Here is a 19,111-nt window from a genome sequence, read left to right on the forward strand (position 1 = left end):
TTTCACATGCGACGCCCTTTCCGCGGGGCTGCGCGCGGGCTAGTGTCATTGCCATGAAACTCATCGTTGGCCTTGGCAATCCCGGCGCGCAATATGCGGGCCACCGTCACAACATCGGCTTCATGGCGCTGGACCGGATCGCAGGCGATCACGGGGCCGGCCCCTGGCGCGCCAAGTTCAATGGCGAGGTGGCGGAAGGTCGGTTCGGCAGCGACAAGGTTTTGCTGCTGAAACCTACCACCTTCATGAACGACTCCGGGCGTGCGGTGCAGGCCGCCTGCGCTTTTCACAAGATCGCCCCTGCCGATGTCATCGTTTTCCACGACGAGATCGACCTCGCCCCCGGCAAGGTCCGGTTGAAGACGGGCGGTGGCCATGCGGGCCACAACGGCCTGCGGTCGATTCACGCCCACATCGGCCCCGATTACGACCGCGTACGCCTTGGCGTCGGGCATCCGGGGCACAAGGACCGTGTGCCGGGTTATGTGCTGCACGAATTCGCCAAGGCCGATCAGGACTGGCTCGACGATGAACTGCGCGGCATATCCGACGGGATCGCAGCCTTGGTGGCGGGCCAAGGCGACAAGTTCCTGAACGCCATCGCCCTGCGCACTGCCCCGGCCCGATCCTCGGCGACGAAGACCGACAAGCCGGCTTCGGCCACCCCTGCCCCTGCCCCGGACCACGTCGCGGTGGACAAGCGAAGCCCGTTCGAACGGCTCAAGGACCGATTTCGGTGACACCAGAGGTCATCGCCGCTGCCTTTGCCGCTCAGGCCGTTCACTGCGCCAACCTCGAATCGCCATTCATGGCACGCCTTTGCACACTGCTTGCCACCCGTGACTGGCCTGCTGGCCGCATCCGCGATCGCATTTTTGCGTGGCCCGGCAATCCGTCGCATCGCGCCGATGCCGTGCCGCTGCGCCTGTGCGGTGCCTTGCATGCGCTGCGCCTGCAAGGCGATCCCGCCCTGATGCTGACCTATCCCCCGCATGAGGTCAGCGACGACGATCTGTGGCAGGCCGTCGGTGCCGCGCTGACCGACCATGCCGGCGCGATCGACCGCTTCATCGACAGCCCGCCGCAGACGAACGAGGTTCGCCGCGCTGGCGGCCTGATCGCGGCGGCCCATTGGCTGCACGCCCGCCATCCCTTGCCGTTCCGCCTGACCGAACTGGGGGCCAGCGGCGGGCTGAACCTGATGTTCGACTATTTCGCGCTGGCGCTTCCGGGCCGAACGCTTAACCCAGCCGAACCTGTCTTGGCATTGCAGCCAGACTGGACGGGTGCCGTGCCGCCTTACACCCCGCCGAAGATCGTCGACCGCATGGGCGTCGATCTGAACCCGCTCGATCCTGCAGACCCGCACGACGCCCTGCGCCTCCAAGCCTACCTTTGGGCGGATCAACCGCACCGACTGGACCTGACCCGTGCGGCGATGACCGTGGCCACCGCCCCGGTGATCCGGGCCGACGCCATCGACGGGCTGACGCCGCGGCTAATTCACGTGCCGGGGCAGCTCCACCTGATCTACCACACCATCGCCTGGCAATATTTTCCCGCCGACCGTCAGGCGCAGGGCCGCGCCCGGATCGAGGAAGCCGGTGCAGTCGCAACACCTGACACGCCGCTGGCGTGGCTTGGGATGGAGGCGGATGGCACCGACGCCCCCGGCGCGGCGCTGACCCTGCGGCTGTGGCCCGGCGACGTGACGGTGCAACTGGCCCGGATGGATTTCCACGGACGCTGGATCGACTGGATCGTGACCGACTGACCCTTTCGCAGACCGCCGGTGCGCGCTAGGATGCGGCATGGAAAAAGACCCGTTATTCAATGTCCTTGGTAGCGCGCTGCAACCCTGTTCGGCCGAGCCGGTGACCGGATTCTTTCGGAACGGAGCCTGCGACACCTGCGCCGCCGACCAAGGCAGCCACACCGTCTGCGCGGTCATGACGGCAGAGTTCCTCGCCTTTTCGAAATACGTGGGCAACGACCTGTCCACACCCCGCCCGGAATTCCAGTTCCCCGGACTGAAACCGGGCGACGGCTGGTGTCTGTGCGCCAGCCGCTTCTTGCAGGCCCACGACGAAGGGTGCGCGCCGGACGTCGACCTGCACGCCACCCATGTCCGCGCGCTGGAGATCGTGCCGATCGACATCCTGCGGCAATACGCGGTGGCCCTGTGATCCGGTCCGCAGTCCTGCTCTTGCTGATACCGTCAGCCACCAGCGCACAGGCGACGCTGCGTGCCGCCGACGTCGCTCGGCTGGAGAGCCACGACGCGGCCGTTGGGGCTGCCCTGTTGCAGGCCTTTGCCGGCGGGGCCCGCGGTGACCTCGATCTGCTTCAGGAGGTTCTGGCAGGCACCGCCACATCGCCGCTGGCCACCGCCCTGCCCGGTGACTGGTCCTGCCGCACGTTAAAGGCTGGCGGCGACCTGAACCCGCTTGTGGCCTATGCGCCCTTCGACTGCGTGATCGCCGCCGACGGGGCCGGTTTCACGTTTGAAAAGACCAGCGGATCGCAACGATTGACGGGCCGGATCGACCTGATCGACGGCCGGATGATCCTGACCGGCACCGGTTACGTCGCCGATACGCCACCCGTCCCCTACGCGGATCTGCCCGCCGAAAACCTCAGCGACGGCACGATCTGGCCCGTTGTCGGGACCGTCGCGCAGCCGGACCCGGACCGCATCCGCATCCTGATGCCGCAACCGGTGCTGGAATCCGACCTCGATATCCTCGATCTGCGCCGCAAGGGACCGCCTCAGACCGAGGCAGCGGAAGACGAGACCTCGGCGGCCGCACCGGCTGACTGATCCGCATCGGGCATGACCATCAGATCATCAAGGAACAGGCTCAGAAGCTGGCCCCGTCCGCTGACGCCTGCCTTGCGGTAGATCGCGTTGCTTTGCGCCTTGACGGTGCCTTCACTGACACCGCGCAGCGCCGCAATCTCGGCCCCGCTCAGGCCCTTGATCGCAAACAGCGCCACATCGCGTTCGGCCGGGGTCAGGCGCCAGACCTCGAACCGGGTTTCCAGCACGTCCATGAACGCGCCGGAGGCGCGTTGAAGCTGCGCCTCGATCCGGGCGGATCGCGCCAATGTCCGGCGCAGCACGACAACACCCAGAACAACACCCAGCAGCAGGCCAAAGGCTGCGCCGAGTTCGATGAATTCGCTGACCTGCCAGTTGATCGGCATCAGCCCCAGGATCGAAGACAGGATATTCGCAACGAAGAAGAAGGTGCACAGCATCTGAACGACGAGAATGGCGGCTACGGCCCCGCTCTTGCGATCAAGTCGACCGGGCCGGCGCATCAATCGTCGTCTCCGCCGTCGTCGCTATCGCGCCCTGAATTGTCATCCGTGTCATCATCCCGGTCATCGCCGTCATCGTCCCGGTCGTCGCTGTCATCGTCCCGGTCGTCACCGTCGTCGGCCCGGTCATCCCCGCCACCGGACGAGAAAGAGCCGCGGCCGCTGTTGTCATCAGCACCGTCACGATCATCATTGGCCTGCGATATCCGGACCCTTGGCCTCGAACCGTCGTCGTCATCGCGGTCCTGCCAGTAATCGCGCAGAATCTCACCCGTTGACGGATTGAACACCAGTTCGCGTTCAAGCGTCGGGCTGCGCGCTTCGATCTTGACCCGCCCCAGCAGCGTTCGACTGACCTCGATTCGGGTGAAGCCCTGCGCAGTCAGTTGCGTCATGATCTGATCCTGCACGGATTGCGCCTGCGCCGCAGCGGGCGCAAGCAGCAACAGGACGATCAACAGATATTTCATGAACGGCGACCCTTTGATCAGGAAATCCCCCACCTTGCGATGGGGGCTGGTGGCTGCAGGAGAATCCTACAGCATCGTGGGCGTCAGGTCATCAGTCGTCATCGGACGACGATGAACCGTCGCGGCGACCGCTGCGATCATCGTCGTCGTTGTCGTCGTTGTCGTCATCATCATGGTCATCGTCATCATGGTCATCGTCATCACCGTCATCGTCGCGATCGTCGTCACGGTCATCGTCGCGATCGTCGTCACGGTCATCGTCAGAATCGTCGTCACGGTCATCATCATCATCATCATAGGAATCGTCAGAGCGGTCGTCGTCGCTGCGGTCGGACAGAAAGACGCCGGGACGGGTGTCGTCGCCCGCGCGGATCGCATTGACCTCGCGCTTCAGGATCGCGCCGGTCGCGGCATCGTAGATGACTTCCAGCTCGCGGCCGTCGCGCTGCGCTTCGACCTTGACCGTATCGGCGAAGGTCTTCACCTCGATCCGGGAATAACCTTCTGCCGTCAACTGGCTGACGGCCTGATCGGCGATGGACTGGGCGTGACCGGCCGCTGCAATGGTGGCAAGGACGGCGGCGCTGACAAAGATGTTACGGATGGACATGGGGTGTGCTCCCTGAAATGCAGACACCGCATCGTGCGGCGGCCTGACACCGAATGAGCCTCATTCTCCGGTGCTGCACCATTGACCGTAAGGTGCACAAGCAGCCTCTTCACCCATCGAAAGAGGCTGCTCAACCAAAGTTTAGATCTTCATATCGAAGCCGAGGTGCTTGGCGACGGTAAAGATGTCCTTGTCGCCTCGCCCGCACATGTTCATCACCAGCAGGTGATCCTTGGGCAGCGTCGGCGCGATCTTCATGACATGGGCCAGCGCATGAGAGGGTTCCAGCGCGGGAATGATCCCCTCCAGCGCGCAGGACAACTGGAACGCCTCCAGCGCCTCTGCGTCGGTGATCGAGACATACTGTGCCCGCCCGATATCATGAAGCCACGCATGTTCCGGGCCAATGCCGGGATAATCAAGGCCGGCACTGATGCTGAACCCTTCCAGGATCTGCCCGTCGTCGTCCTGCAGCAGATAGGTGCGGTTGCCGTGCAGCACGCCGGGACGGCCGCCGGTCAGCGACGCGCAATGCTCCATCTTGGCGTTGACGCCCTTGCCGCCCGCCTCGACCCCGATGATGTTCACGTCCTTGTCGTCAAGGAAGGGATAGAACAGCCCCATCGCGTTCGACCCACCACCGATGGCAGCGATCAGCGTGTCGGGCAAACGACCTTCGGCCGCCTGCATCTGTTCGCGGGCTTCCTTGCCGATGATCGATTGGAAATCACGGACCATTGCGGGATAGGGGTGCGGCCCGGCGACCGTGCCGATGCAATAAAAGGTATCGCGCACGTTCGTCACCCAGTCGCGCAGCGCGTCGTTCATCGCGTCCTTCAACGTGCCACGGCCGGACACGACGGGAATCACTTCTGCCCCCAGCAGGCGCATCCGAAAGACGTTAGGGGCCTGGCGTTCGACGTCGTGCGCGCCCATGTAGACGACGCATTTCAGGCCGAATTTGGCACAGACCGTCGCCGTCGCAACGCCATGCTGACCCGCGCCGGTTTCAGCGATGATCCGCGTCTTGCCCATGCGGCGCGCCAGGATGATCTGTCCCAGGACGTTGTTGATCTTGTGCGCGCCGGTGTGGTTCAGCTCGTCTCGCTTCATGTAGACCTTGGCACCGCCCAGATGGTCGGTTAGCCGTTCGGCAAAGTAAAGCGGGCTGGGGCGGCCGACGTAATGGGTCCACAGATCATGCATTTCCGCCCAGAAACTGTCGTCGGTCTTGGCCTTCTCGTATTCCTCGTCAAGCGAGAGGATGAGCGGCATCAGCGTCTCGGACACGAATCGCCCGCCGTAGTTGCCAAATCGGCCCTTCTCGTCGGGCCCGTTCATGAAGCTGTTGAAAAGATCGTCAGGCATGGCCCGTCTCCCGTGAAAGCATTCGTTCAGCACTAAACCCGCAGGCCACCCTGGTAAAGACGGCAGCACGCCGCGGGGTCAGGTCCCGCGGACCGCCGCGCAGAAATCGCGGATCATGTCCGGGTCCTTTTCGCCGGGATCGCGTTCGACCCCGGACGACACATCGACCTGCCGTGCGCCGGTCAGGCGGATCGCTTCGGCCACGTTCGACGGTCGCAGACCGCCTGCCAACATCCAGGGCACGGACCATTGCCGCCCCTCCAGCAGGCGCCAGTCGAAGGACAGGCCGTTTCCGCCGGGCAGGTCAGCATGCTTCGGGGGCTTGGCATCGACCAGCACTTCCTCGCAGACCGCCATGTAAGGGTCCAGCTGTGCGAGGTCGGACGCATCCGCGATCCCGATCGCCTTCATCACCGGCACGCCGAATTGGGCGCGGATGTCGGCGACGCGCGCGGGCGTCTCGGTGCCGTGCAACTGGAGCAGATCGACCGGCACCCGCGAGACGAGTGCCGACAAATCTTCGTCCGTCGCATCGACCGTCAGCGCGACCTTGCGGACGCCGACCGGAACGGTCAGCGCGAGGGCGGCGGCTTCGTCCAGTGTCAGGTGGCGCGGCGACTTCGCAAAGAATACCAGCCCGATGTCGTCTGCCCCGCAGGCAACGGCGGCAGCGACGTCCTGCGGCGTGCGCAGGCCGCAAATCTTGATGCGCGTCCGCAAGGGTCAGGCCAGCTTGCGTTTCGGAGCGTCCAGCAACGCCAGCACGTCGTCGCCCTTTTCCGGGCTGGCATGCACGGCGCGCAACTGGGCGACCTCTGCCCGCAGCCGGGCGATTTCGCGCGCGCGGGCACGGGCCTCCACCCGTTCGGGATATTCGCGGAGCCATTCCCAGATCAGACCCAGCAGCAGACCGGCCCCCACGGCAATGAAGATCACGATGAACAGTGGCAGAGTCACTTCAGGAGAGATGTTGAACAGGTTCGCAAAGGCCGTCGGCATTGCCTGCAACGTCGTCGCGTCCCTGTTGGCCAACCCGACCAGCACGAGAAGGACCGCCACGACGGCCCAAAAGACGAATTTCAGGGTTTTCATGCGGATGCGGTCCTTGCTTTTGGGTCCAAAGGCAGTCGCCTCAGGCGCCGTTCAACCGGTCGCGCAGCAGCTTGCCTGTCTTGAAGAATGGCACGTGTTTCTCTTCGACATCAACCGCTTCACCCGTGCGCGGGTTCCGTCCGGTGCGTCCATCCCGTTTTTTCACGGAAAACGCGCCAAAGCCACGCAATTCGACCCGGTCACCGCGCACCAGAGCGCCCGTGATTTCATCGAATATGGTCGCTACGATACGCTCGACATCGCGTTGGAACAGATGAGGGTTCTCTTCGGCGATCTTCTGGATCAGTTCGGATCGAATCATCGATGTCCTCGCGGGTTCGGGCAGCAGCCTGCAGATCGGCCAGTCCGTTGACTATAGGCCGGAATTTCCGCCCACGAAATAGGTCGCGGTGCCGTGAGCGGTCGAAAGTTGTCGCAGCAGTTGTAACGTTCATCGCGAACACACCACATCTAGTAAGCTGTTGATCTCGCCGCCACAAACGTCGCGGACACGAGACCAGTGCCGCTCACCTGATTCGCTGTCGAGACATGAAAAGACCCCGCCGGTTCGCACCGGCGGGGTCTAAATCGTTTCAATCTGTCAGTAACGGCAATCCGAGCTTAGTTGTCGCCCTTCAGCGCCGCGCCAAGGATATCGCCGAGCGATGCACCGGAGTCCGAGGAGCCGTATTGGTCGATGGCTTCCTTTTCTTCCGCGATTTCGCGCGCCTTGATCGACAGGCCCAGCTTGCGGGTCTTGGAGTCGATGTTGGTCACGCGCACGTCGACCTTATCGCCCACGCCGAAACGCTCGGGGCGCTGTTCGGCACGGTCGCGGGACAGGTCGGACCGACGGATGAAGGACTTCATGCCCTCATATTCGACCTCGATGCCGCCGTCTTCGATCTTGGTCACCTCGACGGTGATGATCGAACCGCGCTTCACGCCGCCGATGGCGTCGGCAAAGGGATCACCGTCCATCGCCTTGATCGAGAGCGAGATGCGCTCCTTCTCGACGTCGACCTCGGAGACCTTGGCCTTGACCATGTCGCCCTTGCGGAAGTCGCCGATGACATCCTCGCCACGGCCATCCCAGGTCAGGTCGGACAGGTGGACCATGCCGTCGATGTCGCCGGGCAAGCCGATGAACAGACCGAATTCGGTGATGTTCTTGACTTCGCCTTCGACTTCGGTGCCCTCGGGGTGCGTTTCGGCGAACACTTCCCACGGGTTGCGCTGCGTCTGCTTGAGGCCGAGCGACACGCGACGCTTCGCGGAGTCGATCTCCAGCACCATCACTTCGACTTCCTGAGAGGTCGAGACGATCTTGCCGGGGTGGACGTTCTTCTTGGTCCAGGACATCTCTGACACGTGGACCAGACCTTCGACGCCCGGTTCCAGTTCCACGAATGCGCCGTAGTCCGTGATGTTGGTCACGCGGCCCGTGTGGGTGGATTCCATCGTGTATTTCTGTTCCACGGCATCCCACGGATCGGCCTGCAGCTGCTTCATGCCAAGGCTGATGCGGTGGGTTTCCTTGTTGATCTTGATGACCTGCACCTTGATCGTCTCGCCGATCGACAGGATCTCGGACGGGTGGTTGACCCGGCGCCAGGCCATGTCGGTGACGTGCAGCAGGCCGTCAACGCCGCCCAGATCGACGAACGCACCGTATTCGGTGATGTTCTTGACCACGCCGTCGACTTCCTGACCTTCGGTCAGGTTGCCGATGACTTCGGCACGTTGTTCGGCACGGGATTCTTCAAGGATCGCACGGCGCGACACGACGATGTTGCCCCGGCGGCGGTCCATCTTGAGGATCTGGAACGGCTGCTTCAGACCCATCAGCGGGCCGGCATCGCGCACGGGGCGCACATCGACCTGTGAGCCGGGCAGGAACGCGACTGCGCCACCCAGATCGACGGTGAAACCACCCTTCACACGGCCAAAGATCGCGCCATCGACACGCTCTTCATCAGCATAGGCTTTTTCCAGACGGTCCCACGCTTCTTCGCGGCGGGCCATTTCACGGGAAATTACGGCTTCGCCACGGGCGTTTTCCACCTGACGCAGGAACACTTCGACTTCGTCGCCAACCTTGATGTTGGGTTCTTCGCCGGGTTCTGCAAATTCCTTGAGGTCGATGCGGCCTTCCATCTTGTAGCCGACGTCGATGATGGCCTGACCGGCTTCGATCGCGATGACCTTGCCCTTGACGACCGAGCCCTCTGCGGGCGTATCGATTTCGAAGCTTTCGTTCAGAAGGGCTTCGAATTCTTCCATGCTTGTGTTGCTTGCCATGTGGCGCTGATTTCCTAATCTTGCGTTTTATACGGGCCGTGCGGTTGTCTCCGCCGGTCTTTGGATTGCGGTTTGGCATCAGCCACGAGGCGGACATAAAACAACAGGGCCGGTTCAGAACCGACCCTGCTCGAGTCTCATGCCCGCACCTGTCTCGGTGCTTCAGCCCGCGTCATATACCGCGCGCGCGCGACAATCGCAAGACCCGGACAGAGGGCAGTGCAGCCGACCCGACCGAAAGCCGGTTCAGGTCACGCCCCACTCTTTGCGCGTCCACCAGCCAGTCGCCATGTTTCGCGCGCGCCAGGGCAGGTGCTGTCGGTCGATTTCAGGCCCTTCTCGTAGGCCATGGGTTATGTCCACCCTATGCGTCATTGCGCGCTGCACTTGCCGGAACGCTCGACTCCTGCGTTTTTGGATCAGCAGGGGCGGGCTACGCCATGTCGGACAAACCGCTTTTGCGGATTGGCGGGCTTCGATTGCGCAGTCCCGCCCAGCGTGCACTGTTCCGGGTGCGGCGCAGCGAGGTCCGCCGCAAACGACCCGGATGGCGCGACACCGCGGGGGCCTGCCCCGCACGCCCGGGGTATTTCCGTCCAGACGAAGGGACGAGGCAGAGTGCGGACTAACCGCGTCGCGCGTCGACAATCGTCAAGGCGCGGGACAACGCCTGTGCTGCCGTCAGGTCCGAGGTGTCGATGACGGTCGCATCCGTCGCGGCCCTCAGCGGTGCCTCGGCCCGGCCTGTGTCACGGGCATCGCGGGCGACGACCTCGGCGAGGATGGCATCGCGATCGGCGGCAACACCTTTGTCGGCCAGCTCGAGATAGCGGCGTTCGGCGCGCGTCTCGGCGCTGGCCGTGACGAACAGTTTCACATCGGCCTGCGGGCAGATCACCGTGCCGATGTCGCGTCCGTCCAGCACCGCACCGCCATCGCGGCGCGCGAAGTGCCGCTGAAATGCGACCAGCGCCGCGCGCACGTCAGGGATCACGGCAACCCGGCTGGCGGCCTCGGCGACGACCTGCGTGCGCAGGTCGGCATTGTCGAGGGCTGACGGGTCGAGCGCCTGCGCGACGGCGACGGCCTCGCCCCCCGCCAGCACGCCGGCACCCACCGCGCGGTAAAGCAGCCCTGTATCAAGGTAGGCGAAGCCGTAGTGCGCGGCCAGCGCACGGGCGAGCGTCCCCTTGCCCGCGGCCGCCGGCCCGTCGATGGCGATGGTAAAGATCATGCGGCGTCACGTGTGATCGCGGCACCCAGTCGGTCCATCAGCGGACCGAAGATCGGGAAGGACGTGGTGATCGGACTGCAATCATCGACACGCATCGGTGCCTGCGTGGCCATGCCCATGACCATGAACGCCATGGCGATCCGGTGGTCCAGACGGCTTTCCACCGTGGCCCCACCCGGCACATGGCCCGCACCCCGTCCGGTCACGCGCCACCAATCCTCACCCTCGTCCACGGTCACGCCGGCGGCGCGCAGGCCCTTGGCCATCGCGTCGATCCTGTCGCTTTCCTTGACACGCAGTTCCTTGACGCCCTGCATGTCGGTCACACCTGTGGCAAAAGCCGCGACGACCGACAACACCGGGTATTCGTCGATCATGCTCGCCGCGCGCGCAGGCGGGACGCTGACGCCGCGCATGGCGGGCGAATAGCGGGCGCGCAGATCGGCGACGGGTTCGCCGCCCTCCTGGCGCTCATTCTCATAGGTCAGGTCAGCCCCCATCTCGCGCAGCGTTGTGAACAGGCCCGCCCGCGTCGGATTCAGGCCGATGCCCGGCACCAGCACGTCCGACCCCGGCACGATCAGCGCTGCGCAGACGGGAAAGGCCGCACTTGACGGATCGCGCGGCACGGCGATGGTCTGGGGCTGCAACTCGGGCTGGCCCAGCAACGTGATGACACGGCCCTCGTCGGTCTGCTCGATCTCGATCTCGGCCCCGAACCCCGCCAGCATCCGTTCCGTATGATCGCGGGTCGCTTCCCGTTCGATCACGACGGTCTGGCCGGGGGCATTCAGCCCTGCCAGCAACACGGCCGATTTCACCTGCGCCGACGGCACCGGGACGACATAGCGCACGGGGACCGGTTGGACGGCCCCGTTCAACGTCATCGGCAGGCGACCCCCTTCGCGACCAGCTGACGTGCAGCCGAACAGCGCCAGGGGATCGGTCACGCGCCCCATGGGTCGGCTGCACAGGGACGCGTCCCCGGTGAAGGTCGCGGTGATCCCGGTGGTCGCCATGGCGCCCATGATCAGCCGCACACCGGTGCCGGAGTTGCCGCAGTCGATGACACCCGCCGGTTCCGCAAAGCCGCCGACCCCCACGCCCTGTACGGACCACTCACCGCCGCCGTGATCGGTCACCGTTGCCCCGAAGGCGCGCATGGCCTTCGCCGTGTCCAGCACGTCATCGCCTTCCAGCAGGCCGGTGATCCGCGTCTCGCCCACACACAGCGCCCCCAGGATCAGCGACCGGTGAGAGATCGACTTGTCGCCCGGCACCTCTGCCACGCCGGTCAGCGGTCCGCAGGCAGAAGACGTCATCGGAACGGGGGAACTGTGGCCGGACATGAGGGGTCATCCTTGAAGATTTGCCGGTCCTGACTAACGCAGGTCCCGTGCAGCGTCGAGAGGTATGGGACGGCGGGCGGGGCGCCTTGGCCGCTTGCGGCCAACAGCGCCGTACGGCGTCAGCCCGGCTTGCGAAACGTCAGATAGTGCGGCGGTCGCCCTTCGCGCAGGGCCTTTTGTTCGTAGCGGGTGGACACCCAGTCACCCCAGGGCACGGCCATGCCGTCCGGCAGCGGTGTCTCCAGCGCAAAACCGGCCTTTGGCACTTCCTGCAATGTCTGGCGCACGTAGTCGGGAATGTCTGTCGCAACTCGAAACTCCGCCCCTGGCGTCAGGACGCGAAACAAAGGGGCCAGATGTTCCTGCGTGACGAACCGCCGCCGGTGGTGGCGCGATTTGGGCCAAGGGTCGGGATAATTCAGAAACGCCTTCGCGATGGAGGCTTCGGGCAGCACGTCGAACAGGTCGCGCACGTCGCCGGGATGGACGCGCAGATTCTCGACCCTTGCCCGACGAATCTTGCCCAGCAGCATTGCGACGCCATTGATGAACGGCTCGCAACCGATCAGGCCAACCTGCGGATAGCGCTCCGCCATCGCCAGCAGATGTTCGCCGCCGCCGAACCCGATCTCAAGCCACAGTGGCTTGCCGTCGCAGATCGCAGCGGGGTCAAGTTTCACCCGCGACGGGTTCACGTCCCAACCAACAGCGCCGGGCGACAGCGCGTCAAGGTCGTTGTCCAGATAATCCTTCTGGCTTGCCCGGATCGTCTTGCCGCGAAAGCGACCGTAGAAATTGCGCCAAGGAGCGCCGGAGGGGTGCTTGTCATTCTGCATGGCGGCGCTTTAGCGCGCCCTGCCTCGCCTCGCAAGCGGGGCGGACCAATGGCCCGCCCCGCTGCCCGATCAGACCGCGCGCTTCAGCGCGTCGGCCAGATCGGTGCGTTCCCAGCTGAAACCGCCGTCGGCTTCTGGCGCACGGCCGAAGTGGCCGTAGGCCGAGGTGCGCGCGTAGATCGGGCGGTTCAGGCCCAGATGCGTGCGAATGCCCTGCGGGGTCAGGTCGATGGTGGCGCGGATCGCCTTTTCGACCGCCGACGGATCGACTTCGCCCGTGTCGTGCAGATCGACGTAGACCGACAGCGGCTGCGCGATGCCGATGGCGTAGGACAGCTGCAGCGTGCACTTCTGCGCGATCCCGGCCGCCACGACGTTCTTGGCCAGATAGCGCGCGACATAGGCGGCAGAGCGGTCCACCTTGGTCGGGTCCTTGCCGGAAAACGCGCCACCGCCATGTGGTGCCGCACCGCCGTAGGTATCCACGATGATCTTGCGGCCCGTCAGGCCTGCATCGCCGTCCGGCCCGCCGATCACGAAGGTGCCGGTCGGGTTGACCCACCATTCGGTCGCGCCCGTGATGAAGCCGTCGGGCAGCACCTCGCGGATGTGGGGTTCCACGATGGCGCGGATGTCCGCGCTGGTCTGGCTTGCGTCGCGGTGCTGGGTCGACAGCACGATGGACGTGACCTCGACCGGCTTGCCGCCGGAGTAGCGCAGGCTGATCTGGCTTTTCGCGTCGGGCCGCAGGGTCGGCTCTTCACCGCTTTTGCGCACCTCGGCCAGACGCCGCAGGATGGCGTGGGCGTACTGGATCGGTGCCGGCATCAGTTCCGGCGTCTCGGTCGTGGCGAAACCGAACATGATGCCCTGATCGCCGGCCCCCTCGGCCTTGCCTTCGCCCGCGTTGACACCCTGCGCGATATGGGCCGACTGCTCGTGCAGCAGGTTCGTGATCTCGCAGGTGGCGTGGTGGAACTTGTCCTGCTCGTAGCCGATATCCTTGATCGCCGCGCGGGCGATGCCATCGACCTGCGCCAGCAGGGCCTGGGTCTTCTCTTCCGCGCTCAGTCCCACTTCGCCGCCGATGACGACGCGGCTGGTCGTGGCGAAGGTTTCGCAGGCGACGCGGGCCTCCGGCTCCTCCGTCAGAAAGGCGTCGAGGATGCTGTCGGAGATGCGGTCGCAGACCTTGTCAGGGTGTCCCTCCGACACGGATTCAGAGGTGAAGATATAGTCTTGGCGTGCCATTGGGACGTGCTCCATTTCGGGTTACCCTGCCCCGTCAGGAAGCCGTTGGAGCAGGTCAGCCGCGTGACTACGCACACGGGCAGGCAGGGTCAACGCAATTCGCGCCGACCCCAGCGGTTGTGCAAGCCCGTGGCCGCCATGCCGATCAACACGAGAATCAGGACCGGCCAGTCGCCCCACCGCACGTAGGGCGTGACTGCTCGTGCCGGTGGCAGCGCAGCGTCGAAATAGCCGGTTTCATCCAGTGGAATCCTCTTTACCACTCGGCCATGCGCGTCGATCATCGCGCTGATCCCGGTGTTGGCGGACCGCACCATCGGCAGGCCCTGTTCGATCGAACGCAGACGCGCCTGCGCCAGATGCTGCGTCGGCCCTGCCCCCTTGCCGAACCAGGCGTCGTTGGTGATCATCAGCAGCAGTCGGGGCCGCGCAGGCGTCGCGATTTCCTCGGCAAAGATGCCTTCGTAGCAGATCAGCGCCCGCGCCGTGCCGATCCCGGGCAGGTCGATCAGCGGCTGCGGCATCGCCCCCTTTGCAAACCCGCCACCCTCCGACGTGGCGATCCCGTGAATGCCCATGTTCTTGAGCACTTCACCAAAGGGTACGTATTCGCCGAAGGGCACCAGATGCGCCTTGTCGTAGGTCTGCGTCACCTGCCCCATCCGCGACAGCACGATCAGCGAATTGTAGTAAAGGCCGTCCTGACTGCGGTTAATCCCGGTCACGACCGGCACCCCCTGCGCCGCCTCCGAGATCGCCTCCAGCTCTGCCTGAGCGTAGTCCAGCAGCACCGGCACGGCGGTTTCGGGCCAGACGATCAGGTCCGGGCGCGGGGCCGCCTGCGTGAAGGCGATCATGCGCTGAAAGAAGATCAGGTTCTGCGCCGGGTCCCATTTTTCGTCCTGCGGCGCATTCGGCTGGACGATCCGCACGACGGGTGCATCGGGGTCGGCGGGGTCCGGCGACGGGATCAGGAAAGGGACGACCGCGACGGCGGCAATCAGCGGCAGCGCACCCAGCCAGCGGCGACGGGTCAGCCAAACCAAGCCCGCCGCCACGGTGAGAGTCAGCAGCGTCAATAGATGCGGCCCGCCGTAGGCGGCCAGCTGCGCCCAGGGCGTCGGGATCAGCACATGGCCGATCAGCGCCCAGGGAAAGCCGGTGAACAGGTAACCGCGCAGCGCTTCTGCCAGAGTCAGGCTCAGCACCAGCGCCGACAGGTGGCGCGGCGCGATCAGTCGCGCGACCGCCGTGCCGGCGACCCAGAACAGGCTTTCGCGCAGCGCCATCAAACTGACGGCCAGAGGCGCGGCCCAGCCCCATGTCGCGGCGTCCACCAGGAACGGATCGACCAGCCAGCGCAGGGTGAATCCGAAATATCCCAGCCCGATGCACAGCGCGGCGAAAAGCGCCGCCCGCAAGCCGGGTGCCGACACCAGTACGGCCAGCACGACGGCCCAGGCCGGGACGGCGATGAACCACCACTCGAGCGGGGCCATGCCCAGCGCCACGACGACACCCAGCACCAGAAATGCGGCCAAGCGGGACCAGCGGCCCAGCCGCCAGAGGCGATCCGTCAGGCCCGTCATGTCACGCCTGCGGTATCCGCACACGCAGCCGCTTGATCCGGCGGGGATCGGCGTCCAGCACTTCAAACTCCGGTCCGTCGGGATGGATGATGACTTCGCCCCGCACCGGCACGTGACCCGACAGCATCATCACGAGGCCGCCAAGGCTGTCGACCTCCTCTTCGTCTATGTCGTCGTGCAGGGTCAGGTCCATGCCGATCTCGGCCTCGAAATCCTCCAGCGCGGTCTTGGCCTGCGCGATGTAGACGCCGGGGCTTTCGAGGCTGAAACTTTTCACCTCGTCCACGTCATGTTCATCCTCGATGGCGCCCACGACCTGTTCGATCAGATCCTCGATCGTGACCAACCCGTCGGTGCCGCCGTATTCGTCGATCACCAGCGCCATGTGCGTCCGGTCGGCCTGCATCTTGGTCAGCAGGATTCCCAGCGGCATCGACGGCGGCACGAACAAAAGCGGGCGCAGCAACGCGCGCAGATCGAAGGCGACGGCATCGCCGTTGAACCCATACTTCAGCGCGAAATCCTTGAGGTTCACGAAGCCCAGCGGCGTATCGAGCGTGCCGTCATAGACCGGAAGCCGGGTCAGGCCGCTGTCGCGAAACACGGCGACCAGATCGTCCTTGCTGGTCGCGACCGGTGTCGCCACGATGTCGGCCTTCGGAACCGAGACATCCTCGACCCGCATCCGGCGCAGGTTCAGCATGCCGGGCATCGGCAGCGTGGGCATGGCCTGACGCGGACTGTCGGTGCTGTCATCGGCGTCCTCGCCATTGGGGGAAAGCGCGTCGAACAGCCTGCTGAAGAAATTGCCGCGTTGTTCGTCGCCGTTCTGGTCTGGGGCCTGTTCGGGCTGCGCGCCTTGCGCCGCCCCCAAAGACCCGTCGTCGGTGTCGCCCATTGTCTCCCTGCCTATCTGGTGCCTTGCGGCGTCATGTCCGGTATGGATCATCAAGACCCATCTTGCCAAGTATCTGCGTCTCCAGCCCCTCCATCAGGGCGGCATCTGCGTCGCGTTCGTGATCGTAGCCCAGCAGATGCAGCGTCGCATGGACGATCAGATGCGTCACATGGTCCGTCAGCGGCTTCTCCGCCCGGCGCGCTTCGGCTTCGCAGGTCTCATAGGCGATGGCAATGTCGCCCAGTTCCGGGTCGGCGGGATCGGGCGCAACCGGCATTTCGCCCGCCACCGCCACACCGCGTTCGTCTGACGGCCATGACAGCACGTTGGTGGCGGCAAGCTTGCCCCGGAAATCGGCGTTCAACGCGGCGATGCGCGCATCGTCGCAGCCCATCAGGCTGATCTCCCAGGCCGACGGCTCCAGTCCCAATTCGGTCAGGGCCGCATCCGACGCGGCCTCTGCCAGCGTCGCAAGGTCCAGCGCATCCCAGCGCGCATCCTCGATCAGGCAATCCACGGTCATGTGTCGGCGTCCCTCGCAAGCGCGTCCAGCGGGACAGGAGCGCCAAAACTGTCGTCCAGCAGACCGCTCAGCTCATCCCGTCCGATCTGCTGCACCATCAGCCGCAACTGCCGCACCGCGTCCAGCCGCTTCAGTACCGTATCGGCCCACAGGTTCGCCGTCTCGGCGTCCGTGCGCCGCACCTCGGCATAGGCCTTTTGCGTGTCGGCGGCGAGCTTGGCGATCTCGGCATCGAGCTTGGTGTTCTGCTTGCCCGGCTGGTCCAGCCAGGCGCGCACCCGGCCCAGCGCCGCCTGTGTCGTCTCGTCCAGTTCGGTCATCACCGTCGATCCACCCGGCAGCGGCATCGCCGCGATGGCGGACAGCATGTCGGCCAGTTGACCGCGCAGGGAATTGCGCAGACCCTTGTCCTGCGCATCGAAGACCCGTTCCATCGGCAACTCGCCACGCCGGTATGCCACGAAGGTTTCCGCAACCGTGCGCGCGATGCGGTCCGCATCTGGTCCGCGAAACCCGGTGGCCAGCATGATGAAGCCCTGTTCCGCGTAGGCCCAGGGCCTGCCTCGCCGCCCGCCGTGCGCGCTTGACATCACAGTATGTGATTTCAAGTTGCGCCATTCGTCCAGCGTCAGCTGAAACGCATAGTCGTCCAGAAACCGCCCCGCGTTGCGGCTGCGGTGCTGATTCACGGCAGAGGTCGTGCGCCCGAAGACCGCAGCGACATCGGCATCCAGAATGACCGGCTGGCCGCGCAGGCGAAAGATCGCCTGACGCACACCCGCCGCAAGGTCGTCCGTCATCCCGTCTTTTCCGCGTCCGCCTCGTAGGCCTCGATGATGCGGGCCACCAGCGGGTGGCGCACGACGTCTTTCGAGGTGAAGTAGTTGAAGCTGATCCTCGGGATGTCCTTCAGCAGACGCTCTGCTTCCCACAATCCCGATGTCACGCCGCGCGGCAGGTCGATCTGCGTGCGGTCGCCGGTGATCGTCATGCGCGATCCTTCGCCCAGACGGGTCAGGAACATCTTCATCTGCATGGTCGTGGCGTTCTGCGCCTCGTCCAGCACGACAGCGGCATTGGCCAGCGTGCGCCCCCGCATGAAGGCGAGGGGTGCGATCTCGATCCGCTTCTCCTCGATCAGCTTGGCGACCTGCTTGGACGGAAAGAAGTCGTTCAGCGCATCGTAAAGCGGCTGCATGTAGGGATCGACCTTGTCTTTCATGTCGCCGGGCAGGTACCCCAGCTTCTCGCCCGCCTCGACGGCAGGACGTGACAGGATGATCCGGTCCACGTTCCCGCTGATGAAGTGGTTCACGGCGACGGCGACGGCCAGATAGGTCTTGCCAGTGCCCGCAGGCCCGATGCCGAAACACAGCTCATTTTCGAACAGGGACCGGACGTAGGCCTTCTGCGCCTCGGTGCGCGGCTCGACCAGCTTCTTGCGGGTCTTGACCTCGACCCGATCGGACAGTTCGCCCTTGAACAGCTCTTTCTGATCGCCGACGGTCACGCTTTCGTCCGGATGCATCCGCAATTCGCGGTCGATGTCGCCGGGTTCAAGCGTCTTGCCCGCCTCAAGCCGTTCATACAGCGATTTCAGGATATCGAGGGCGTCGCGGCGCGGGACCGCTTCGCCGATCACCTCCAGCCGGTTGCCACGGCGCAGGATCTGGACGCCCAGCGCGCTTTCGATCGCGGTCAGATTGCGGTCGTATTGGCCGCACAGGTCGATCAACAGAAAGTTGTCGGGAAATTCCAGAACGGATTCCGAAACGTCGGGGGCGGTGGGGGTCAGAACGCCGGAGGGCAATCGTATCTCCTGAACAGGGGGCCTAGGCTCATCGTCGCAAGGGTGAACGTCCACCGCAAGCGCTTGGTCGCACCCACGACGAAAAAAGGCCGCAGCAGATGCTGCGGCCATTCAGATGCCCACAGGTCGGGCAAATTACAAGGAGTCCGGGATCGGAGTGCCGGATTTGAACGGACCCACGGCGGTATTCGGCGGGGCCACGCCGGAACAGACGGGCAGGCCATCGGGCGTCAGGCGCACCGACAGGTAGCCTTCGACTCCGTCATCGATGATCCAGTGATCGCAGCCGTTGGGATCGACCCAGACGCCCGCCACTAGCGTGGACAGGTGATGTGCGTTGACGCCGCGATCGATGGACTTGTCCGGGCCGATCTCGCGAAGTCCTTCGCCACCTTCACAGGCGGACAGTAGGCCGCCCACGGCAATGAGCCCGATGAGTTTCATGATGGTCATGTC

General features: G+C 64.8%; 22 protein-coding genes and 1 riboswitch. Of the genes, 4 read left to right on the forward strand and 18 right to left on the reverse strand.

Going from position 1 to position 19,111, the window contains the following annotated elements; genetic code table 11:
- Window positions 1-53: 53 nt before the first annotated feature.
- The 4 genes from pth to ACOI1H_RS02705 are packed head-to-tail and all read left to right on the forward strand — an operon-like array spanning window position 54 to window position 2,821.
- Entirely contained in the window at window positions 54-740 is a 687-nt protein-coding gene (gene pth / locus ACOI1H_RS02690; protein ID WP_422435176.1) for an aminoacyl-tRNA hydrolase, read from the forward strand.
- Window positions 737-1,774, forward strand: a complete 1,038-nt coding sequence (locus ACOI1H_RS02695; protein WP_422435177.1) for a DUF2332 domain-containing protein — start codon at window positions 737-739, stop codon at window positions 1,772-1,774. The genes pth and ACOI1H_RS02695 overlap by 4 nt, the downstream gene beginning before the upstream one ends.
- 37 nt (window positions 1,775-1,811) lie before the next feature.
- Window positions 1,812-2,186 carry a DUF2237 family protein gene (locus tag ACOI1H_RS02700; RefSeq protein ID WP_422435178.1) on the forward strand — a complete coding sequence of 125 codons (375 nt, stop codon included), beginning with the start codon at window positions 1,812-1,814 and terminating at the stop codon, window positions 2,184-2,186.
- Complete coding sequence (locus ACOI1H_RS02705; RefSeq protein ID WP_422435179.1) at window positions 2,183-2,821, forward strand: DUF4893 domain-containing protein; 639 nt, start codon at window positions 2,183-2,185, stop codon at window positions 2,819-2,821. The genes ACOI1H_RS02700 and ACOI1H_RS02705 overlap by 4 nt, the downstream gene beginning before the upstream one ends.
- Here the strand turns inward: ACOI1H_RS02705 and ACOI1H_RS02710 are convergent.
- The 18 genes from ACOI1H_RS02710 to ACOI1H_RS02795 form a co-directional block, all read right to left on the reverse strand.
- Entirely contained in the window at window positions 2,770-3,324 is a 555-nt protein-coding gene (locus ACOI1H_RS02710) for a helix-turn-helix transcriptional regulator (RefSeq protein ID WP_422435180.1), read from the reverse strand. The two genes, ACOI1H_RS02705 and ACOI1H_RS02710, sit on opposite strands and share 52 nt — an antisense overlap.
- The gene (locus ACOI1H_RS02715) at window positions 3,324-3,794 is read right to left on the reverse strand and encodes a PepSY domain-containing protein (protein ID WP_422435181.1); all 471 of its coding nucleotides are present in this window, start codon (window positions 3,792-3,794) and stop codon (window positions 3,324-3,326) included. Before ACOI1H_RS02715 ends, ACOI1H_RS02710 begins: the two co-directional genes overlap by 1 nt.
- Window positions 3,795-3,885: 91 nt before the next feature.
- Window positions 3,886-4,404: a PepSY domain-containing protein gene (locus ACOI1H_RS02720; RefSeq protein WP_422435182.1), complete on the reverse strand. Its 519-nt coding sequence runs from the start codon at window positions 4,402-4,404 to the stop codon at window positions 3,886-3,888.
- 141 nt (window positions 4,405-4,545) lie between these two features.
- Window positions 4,546-5,772, reverse strand: a complete 1,227-nt coding sequence (gene trpB / locus ACOI1H_RS02725) for a tryptophan synthase subunit beta (RefSeq protein WP_422435183.1) — start codon at window positions 5,770-5,772, stop codon at window positions 4,546-4,548.
- A gap of 78 nt (window positions 5,773-5,850) precedes the next feature.
- Entirely contained in the window at window positions 5,851-6,492 is a 642-nt protein-coding gene (locus ACOI1H_RS02730) for a phosphoribosylanthranilate isomerase (protein ID WP_422435184.1), read from the reverse strand.
- Between the two features lie 3 nt (window positions 6,493-6,495).
- Entirely contained in the window at window positions 6,496-6,864 is a 369-nt protein-coding gene (locus ACOI1H_RS02735; RefSeq protein ID WP_422435185.1) for a lipopolysaccharide assembly protein LapA domain-containing protein, read from the reverse strand.
- Between the two features lie 40 nt (window positions 6,865-6,904).
- Window positions 6,905-7,186: an integration host factor subunit beta gene (gene ihfB, locus ACOI1H_RS02740; protein WP_422435186.1), complete on the reverse strand. Its 282-nt coding sequence runs from the start codon at window positions 7,184-7,186 to the stop codon at window positions 6,905-6,907.
- Window positions 7,187-7,485: 299 nt separating this feature from the next.
- The gene (rpsA, locus tag ACOI1H_RS02745; protein ID WP_422435187.1) at window positions 7,486-9,165 is read right to left on the reverse strand and encodes a 30S ribosomal protein S1; all 1,680 of its coding nucleotides are present in this window, start codon (window positions 9,163-9,165) and stop codon (window positions 7,486-7,488) included.
- A 625-nt stretch (window positions 9,166-9,790) separates the two neighbouring features.
- On the reverse strand, window positions 9,791-10,399 hold the full coding sequence (locus ACOI1H_RS02750) for a (d)CMP kinase (RefSeq protein ID WP_422435188.1): 609 nt from the start codon (window positions 10,397-10,399) through the stop codon (window positions 9,791-9,793).
- Window positions 10,396-11,748 carry a 3-phosphoshikimate 1-carboxyvinyltransferase gene (gene aroA / locus ACOI1H_RS02755; protein ID WP_422435189.1) on the reverse strand — a complete coding sequence of 451 codons (1,353 nt, stop codon included), beginning with the start codon at window positions 11,746-11,748 and terminating at the stop codon, window positions 10,396-10,398. Before aroA ends, ACOI1H_RS02750 begins: the two co-directional genes overlap by 4 nt.
- 119 nt (window positions 11,749-11,867) lie before the next feature.
- Window positions 11,868-12,584 carry a tRNA (guanine(46)-N(7))-methyltransferase TrmB gene (trmB, locus tag ACOI1H_RS02760; protein ID WP_422435190.1) on the reverse strand — a complete coding sequence of 239 codons (717 nt, stop codon included), beginning with the start codon at window positions 12,582-12,584 and terminating at the stop codon, window positions 11,868-11,870.
- 69 nt (window positions 12,585-12,653) lie between these two features.
- Window positions 12,654-13,835 (reverse strand): methionine adenosyltransferase, encoded by a 1,182-nt coding sequence (gene metK / locus ACOI1H_RS02765; protein ID WP_422435191.1) that lies wholly within the window; start codon window positions 13,833-13,835, stop codon window positions 12,654-12,656.
- Window positions 13,836-13,842: 7 nt separating this feature from the next.
- Window positions 13,843-13,892: riboswitch (SAM-SAH riboswitch) on the reverse strand.
- 32 nt (window positions 13,893-13,924) lie between these two features.
- Window positions 13,925-15,424, reverse strand: a complete 1,500-nt coding sequence (gene lnt, locus ACOI1H_RS02770) for an apolipoprotein N-acyltransferase (protein WP_422435192.1) — start codon at window positions 15,422-15,424, stop codon at window positions 13,925-13,927.
- Between the two features lies 1 nt (window position 15,425).
- Window positions 15,426-16,322: a hemolysin family protein gene (locus ACOI1H_RS02775; RefSeq protein ID WP_422435193.1), complete on the reverse strand. Its 897-nt coding sequence runs from the start codon at window positions 16,320-16,322 to the stop codon at window positions 15,426-15,428.
- A 31-nt stretch (window positions 16,323-16,353) separates the two neighbouring features.
- The gene (gene ybeY, locus ACOI1H_RS02780) at window positions 16,354-16,845 is read right to left on the reverse strand and encodes an rRNA maturation RNase YbeY (protein WP_422435194.1); all 492 of its coding nucleotides are present in this window, start codon (window positions 16,843-16,845) and stop codon (window positions 16,354-16,356) included.
- The gene (locus ACOI1H_RS02785; RefSeq protein ID WP_422435195.1) at window positions 16,842-17,645 is read right to left on the reverse strand and encodes an ORF6N domain-containing protein; all 804 of its coding nucleotides are present in this window, start codon (window positions 17,643-17,645) and stop codon (window positions 16,842-16,844) included. Before ACOI1H_RS02785 ends, ybeY begins: the two co-directional genes overlap by 4 nt.
- A complete protein-coding gene (locus tag ACOI1H_RS02790; protein ID WP_422435196.1) occupies window positions 17,642-18,655 on the reverse strand; it encodes a PhoH family protein in 1,014 nt (337 codons plus the stop codon). The genes ACOI1H_RS02785 and ACOI1H_RS02790 overlap by 4 nt, the downstream gene beginning before the upstream one ends.
- A gap of 135 nt (window positions 18,656-18,790) precedes the next feature.
- Complete coding sequence (locus ACOI1H_RS02795) at window positions 18,791-19,108, reverse strand: hypothetical protein (RefSeq protein WP_422435202.1); 318 nt, start codon at window positions 19,106-19,108, stop codon at window positions 18,791-18,793.
- Window positions 19,109-19,111 lie beyond the last annotated feature (3 nt).

Source organism: Loktanella sp. DJP18, assembly GCF_049310965.1.
In the GTDB taxonomy this organism is placed as follows: Bacteria; Pseudomonadota; Alphaproteobacteria; order Rhodobacterales; family Rhodobacteraceae; genus Loktanella.

Coding starts and splice junctions, on each gene's coding strand:
- pth (WP_422435176.1), top strand. CDS start 54: ATGAAACTCATCGTTGGCCTTGGCAATCCCGGCGCGCAATATGCGGGC.
- ACOI1H_RS02700 (WP_422435178.1), top strand. CDS start 1,812: ATGGAAAAAGACCCGTTATTCAATGTCCTTGGTAGCGCGCTGCAACCC.
- ACOI1H_RS02710 (WP_422435180.1), bottom strand. CDS start 3,324: ATGCGCCGGCCCGGTCGACTTGATCGCAAGAGCGGGGCCGTAGCCGCC.
- ACOI1H_RS02715 (WP_422435181.1), bottom strand. CDS start 3,794: ATGAAATATCTGTTGATCGTCCTGTTGCTGCTTGCGCCCGCTGCGGCG.
- ACOI1H_RS02720 (WP_422435182.1), bottom strand. CDS start 4,404: ATGTCCATCCGTAACATCTTTGTCAGCGCCGCCGTCCTTGCCACCATT.
- trpB (WP_422435183.1), bottom strand. CDS start 5,772: ATGCCTGACGATCTTTTCAACAGCTTCATGAACGGGCCCGACGAGAAG.
- ACOI1H_RS02735 (WP_422435185.1), bottom strand. CDS start 6,864: ATGAAAACCCTGAAATTCGTCTTTTGGGCCGTCGTGGCGGTCCTTCTC.
- ihfB (WP_422435186.1), bottom strand. CDS start 7,186: ATGATTCGATCCGAACTGATCCAGAAGATCGCCGAAGAGAACCCTCAT.
- rpsA (WP_422435187.1), bottom strand. CDS start 9,165: ATGGCAAGCAACACAAGCATGGAAGAATTCGAAGCCCTTCTGAACGAA.
- ACOI1H_RS02750 (WP_422435188.1), bottom strand. CDS start 10,399: ATGATCTTTACCATCGCCATCGACGGGCCGGCGGCCGCGGGCAAGGGG.
- aroA (WP_422435189.1), bottom strand. CDS start 11,748: ATGTCCGGCCACAGTTCCCCCGTTCCGATGACGTCTTCTGCCTGCGGA.
- trmB (WP_422435190.1), bottom strand. CDS start 12,584: ATGCAGAATGACAAGCACCCCTCCGGCGCTCCTTGGCGCAATTTCTAC.
- metK (WP_422435191.1), bottom strand. CDS start 13,835: ATGGCACGCCAAGACTATATCTTCACCTCTGAATCCGTGTCGGAGGGA.
- lnt (WP_422435192.1), bottom strand. CDS start 15,424: ATGACGGGCCTGACGGATCGCCTCTGGCGGCTGGGCCGCTGGTCCCGC.
- ACOI1H_RS02775 (WP_422435193.1), bottom strand. CDS start 16,322: ATGGGCGACACCGACGACGGGTCTTTGGGGGCGGCGCAAGGCGCGCAG.
- ybeY (WP_422435194.1), bottom strand. CDS start 16,845: ATGACCGTGGATTGCCTGATCGAGGATGCGCGCTGGGATGCGCTGGAC.
- ACOI1H_RS02785 (WP_422435195.1), bottom strand. CDS start 17,645: ATGACGGACGACCTTGCGGCGGGTGTGCGTCAGGCGATCTTTCGCCTG.
- ACOI1H_RS02795 (WP_422435202.1), bottom strand. CDS start 19,108: ATGACCATCATGAAACTCATCGGGCTCATTGCCGTGGGCGGCCTACTG.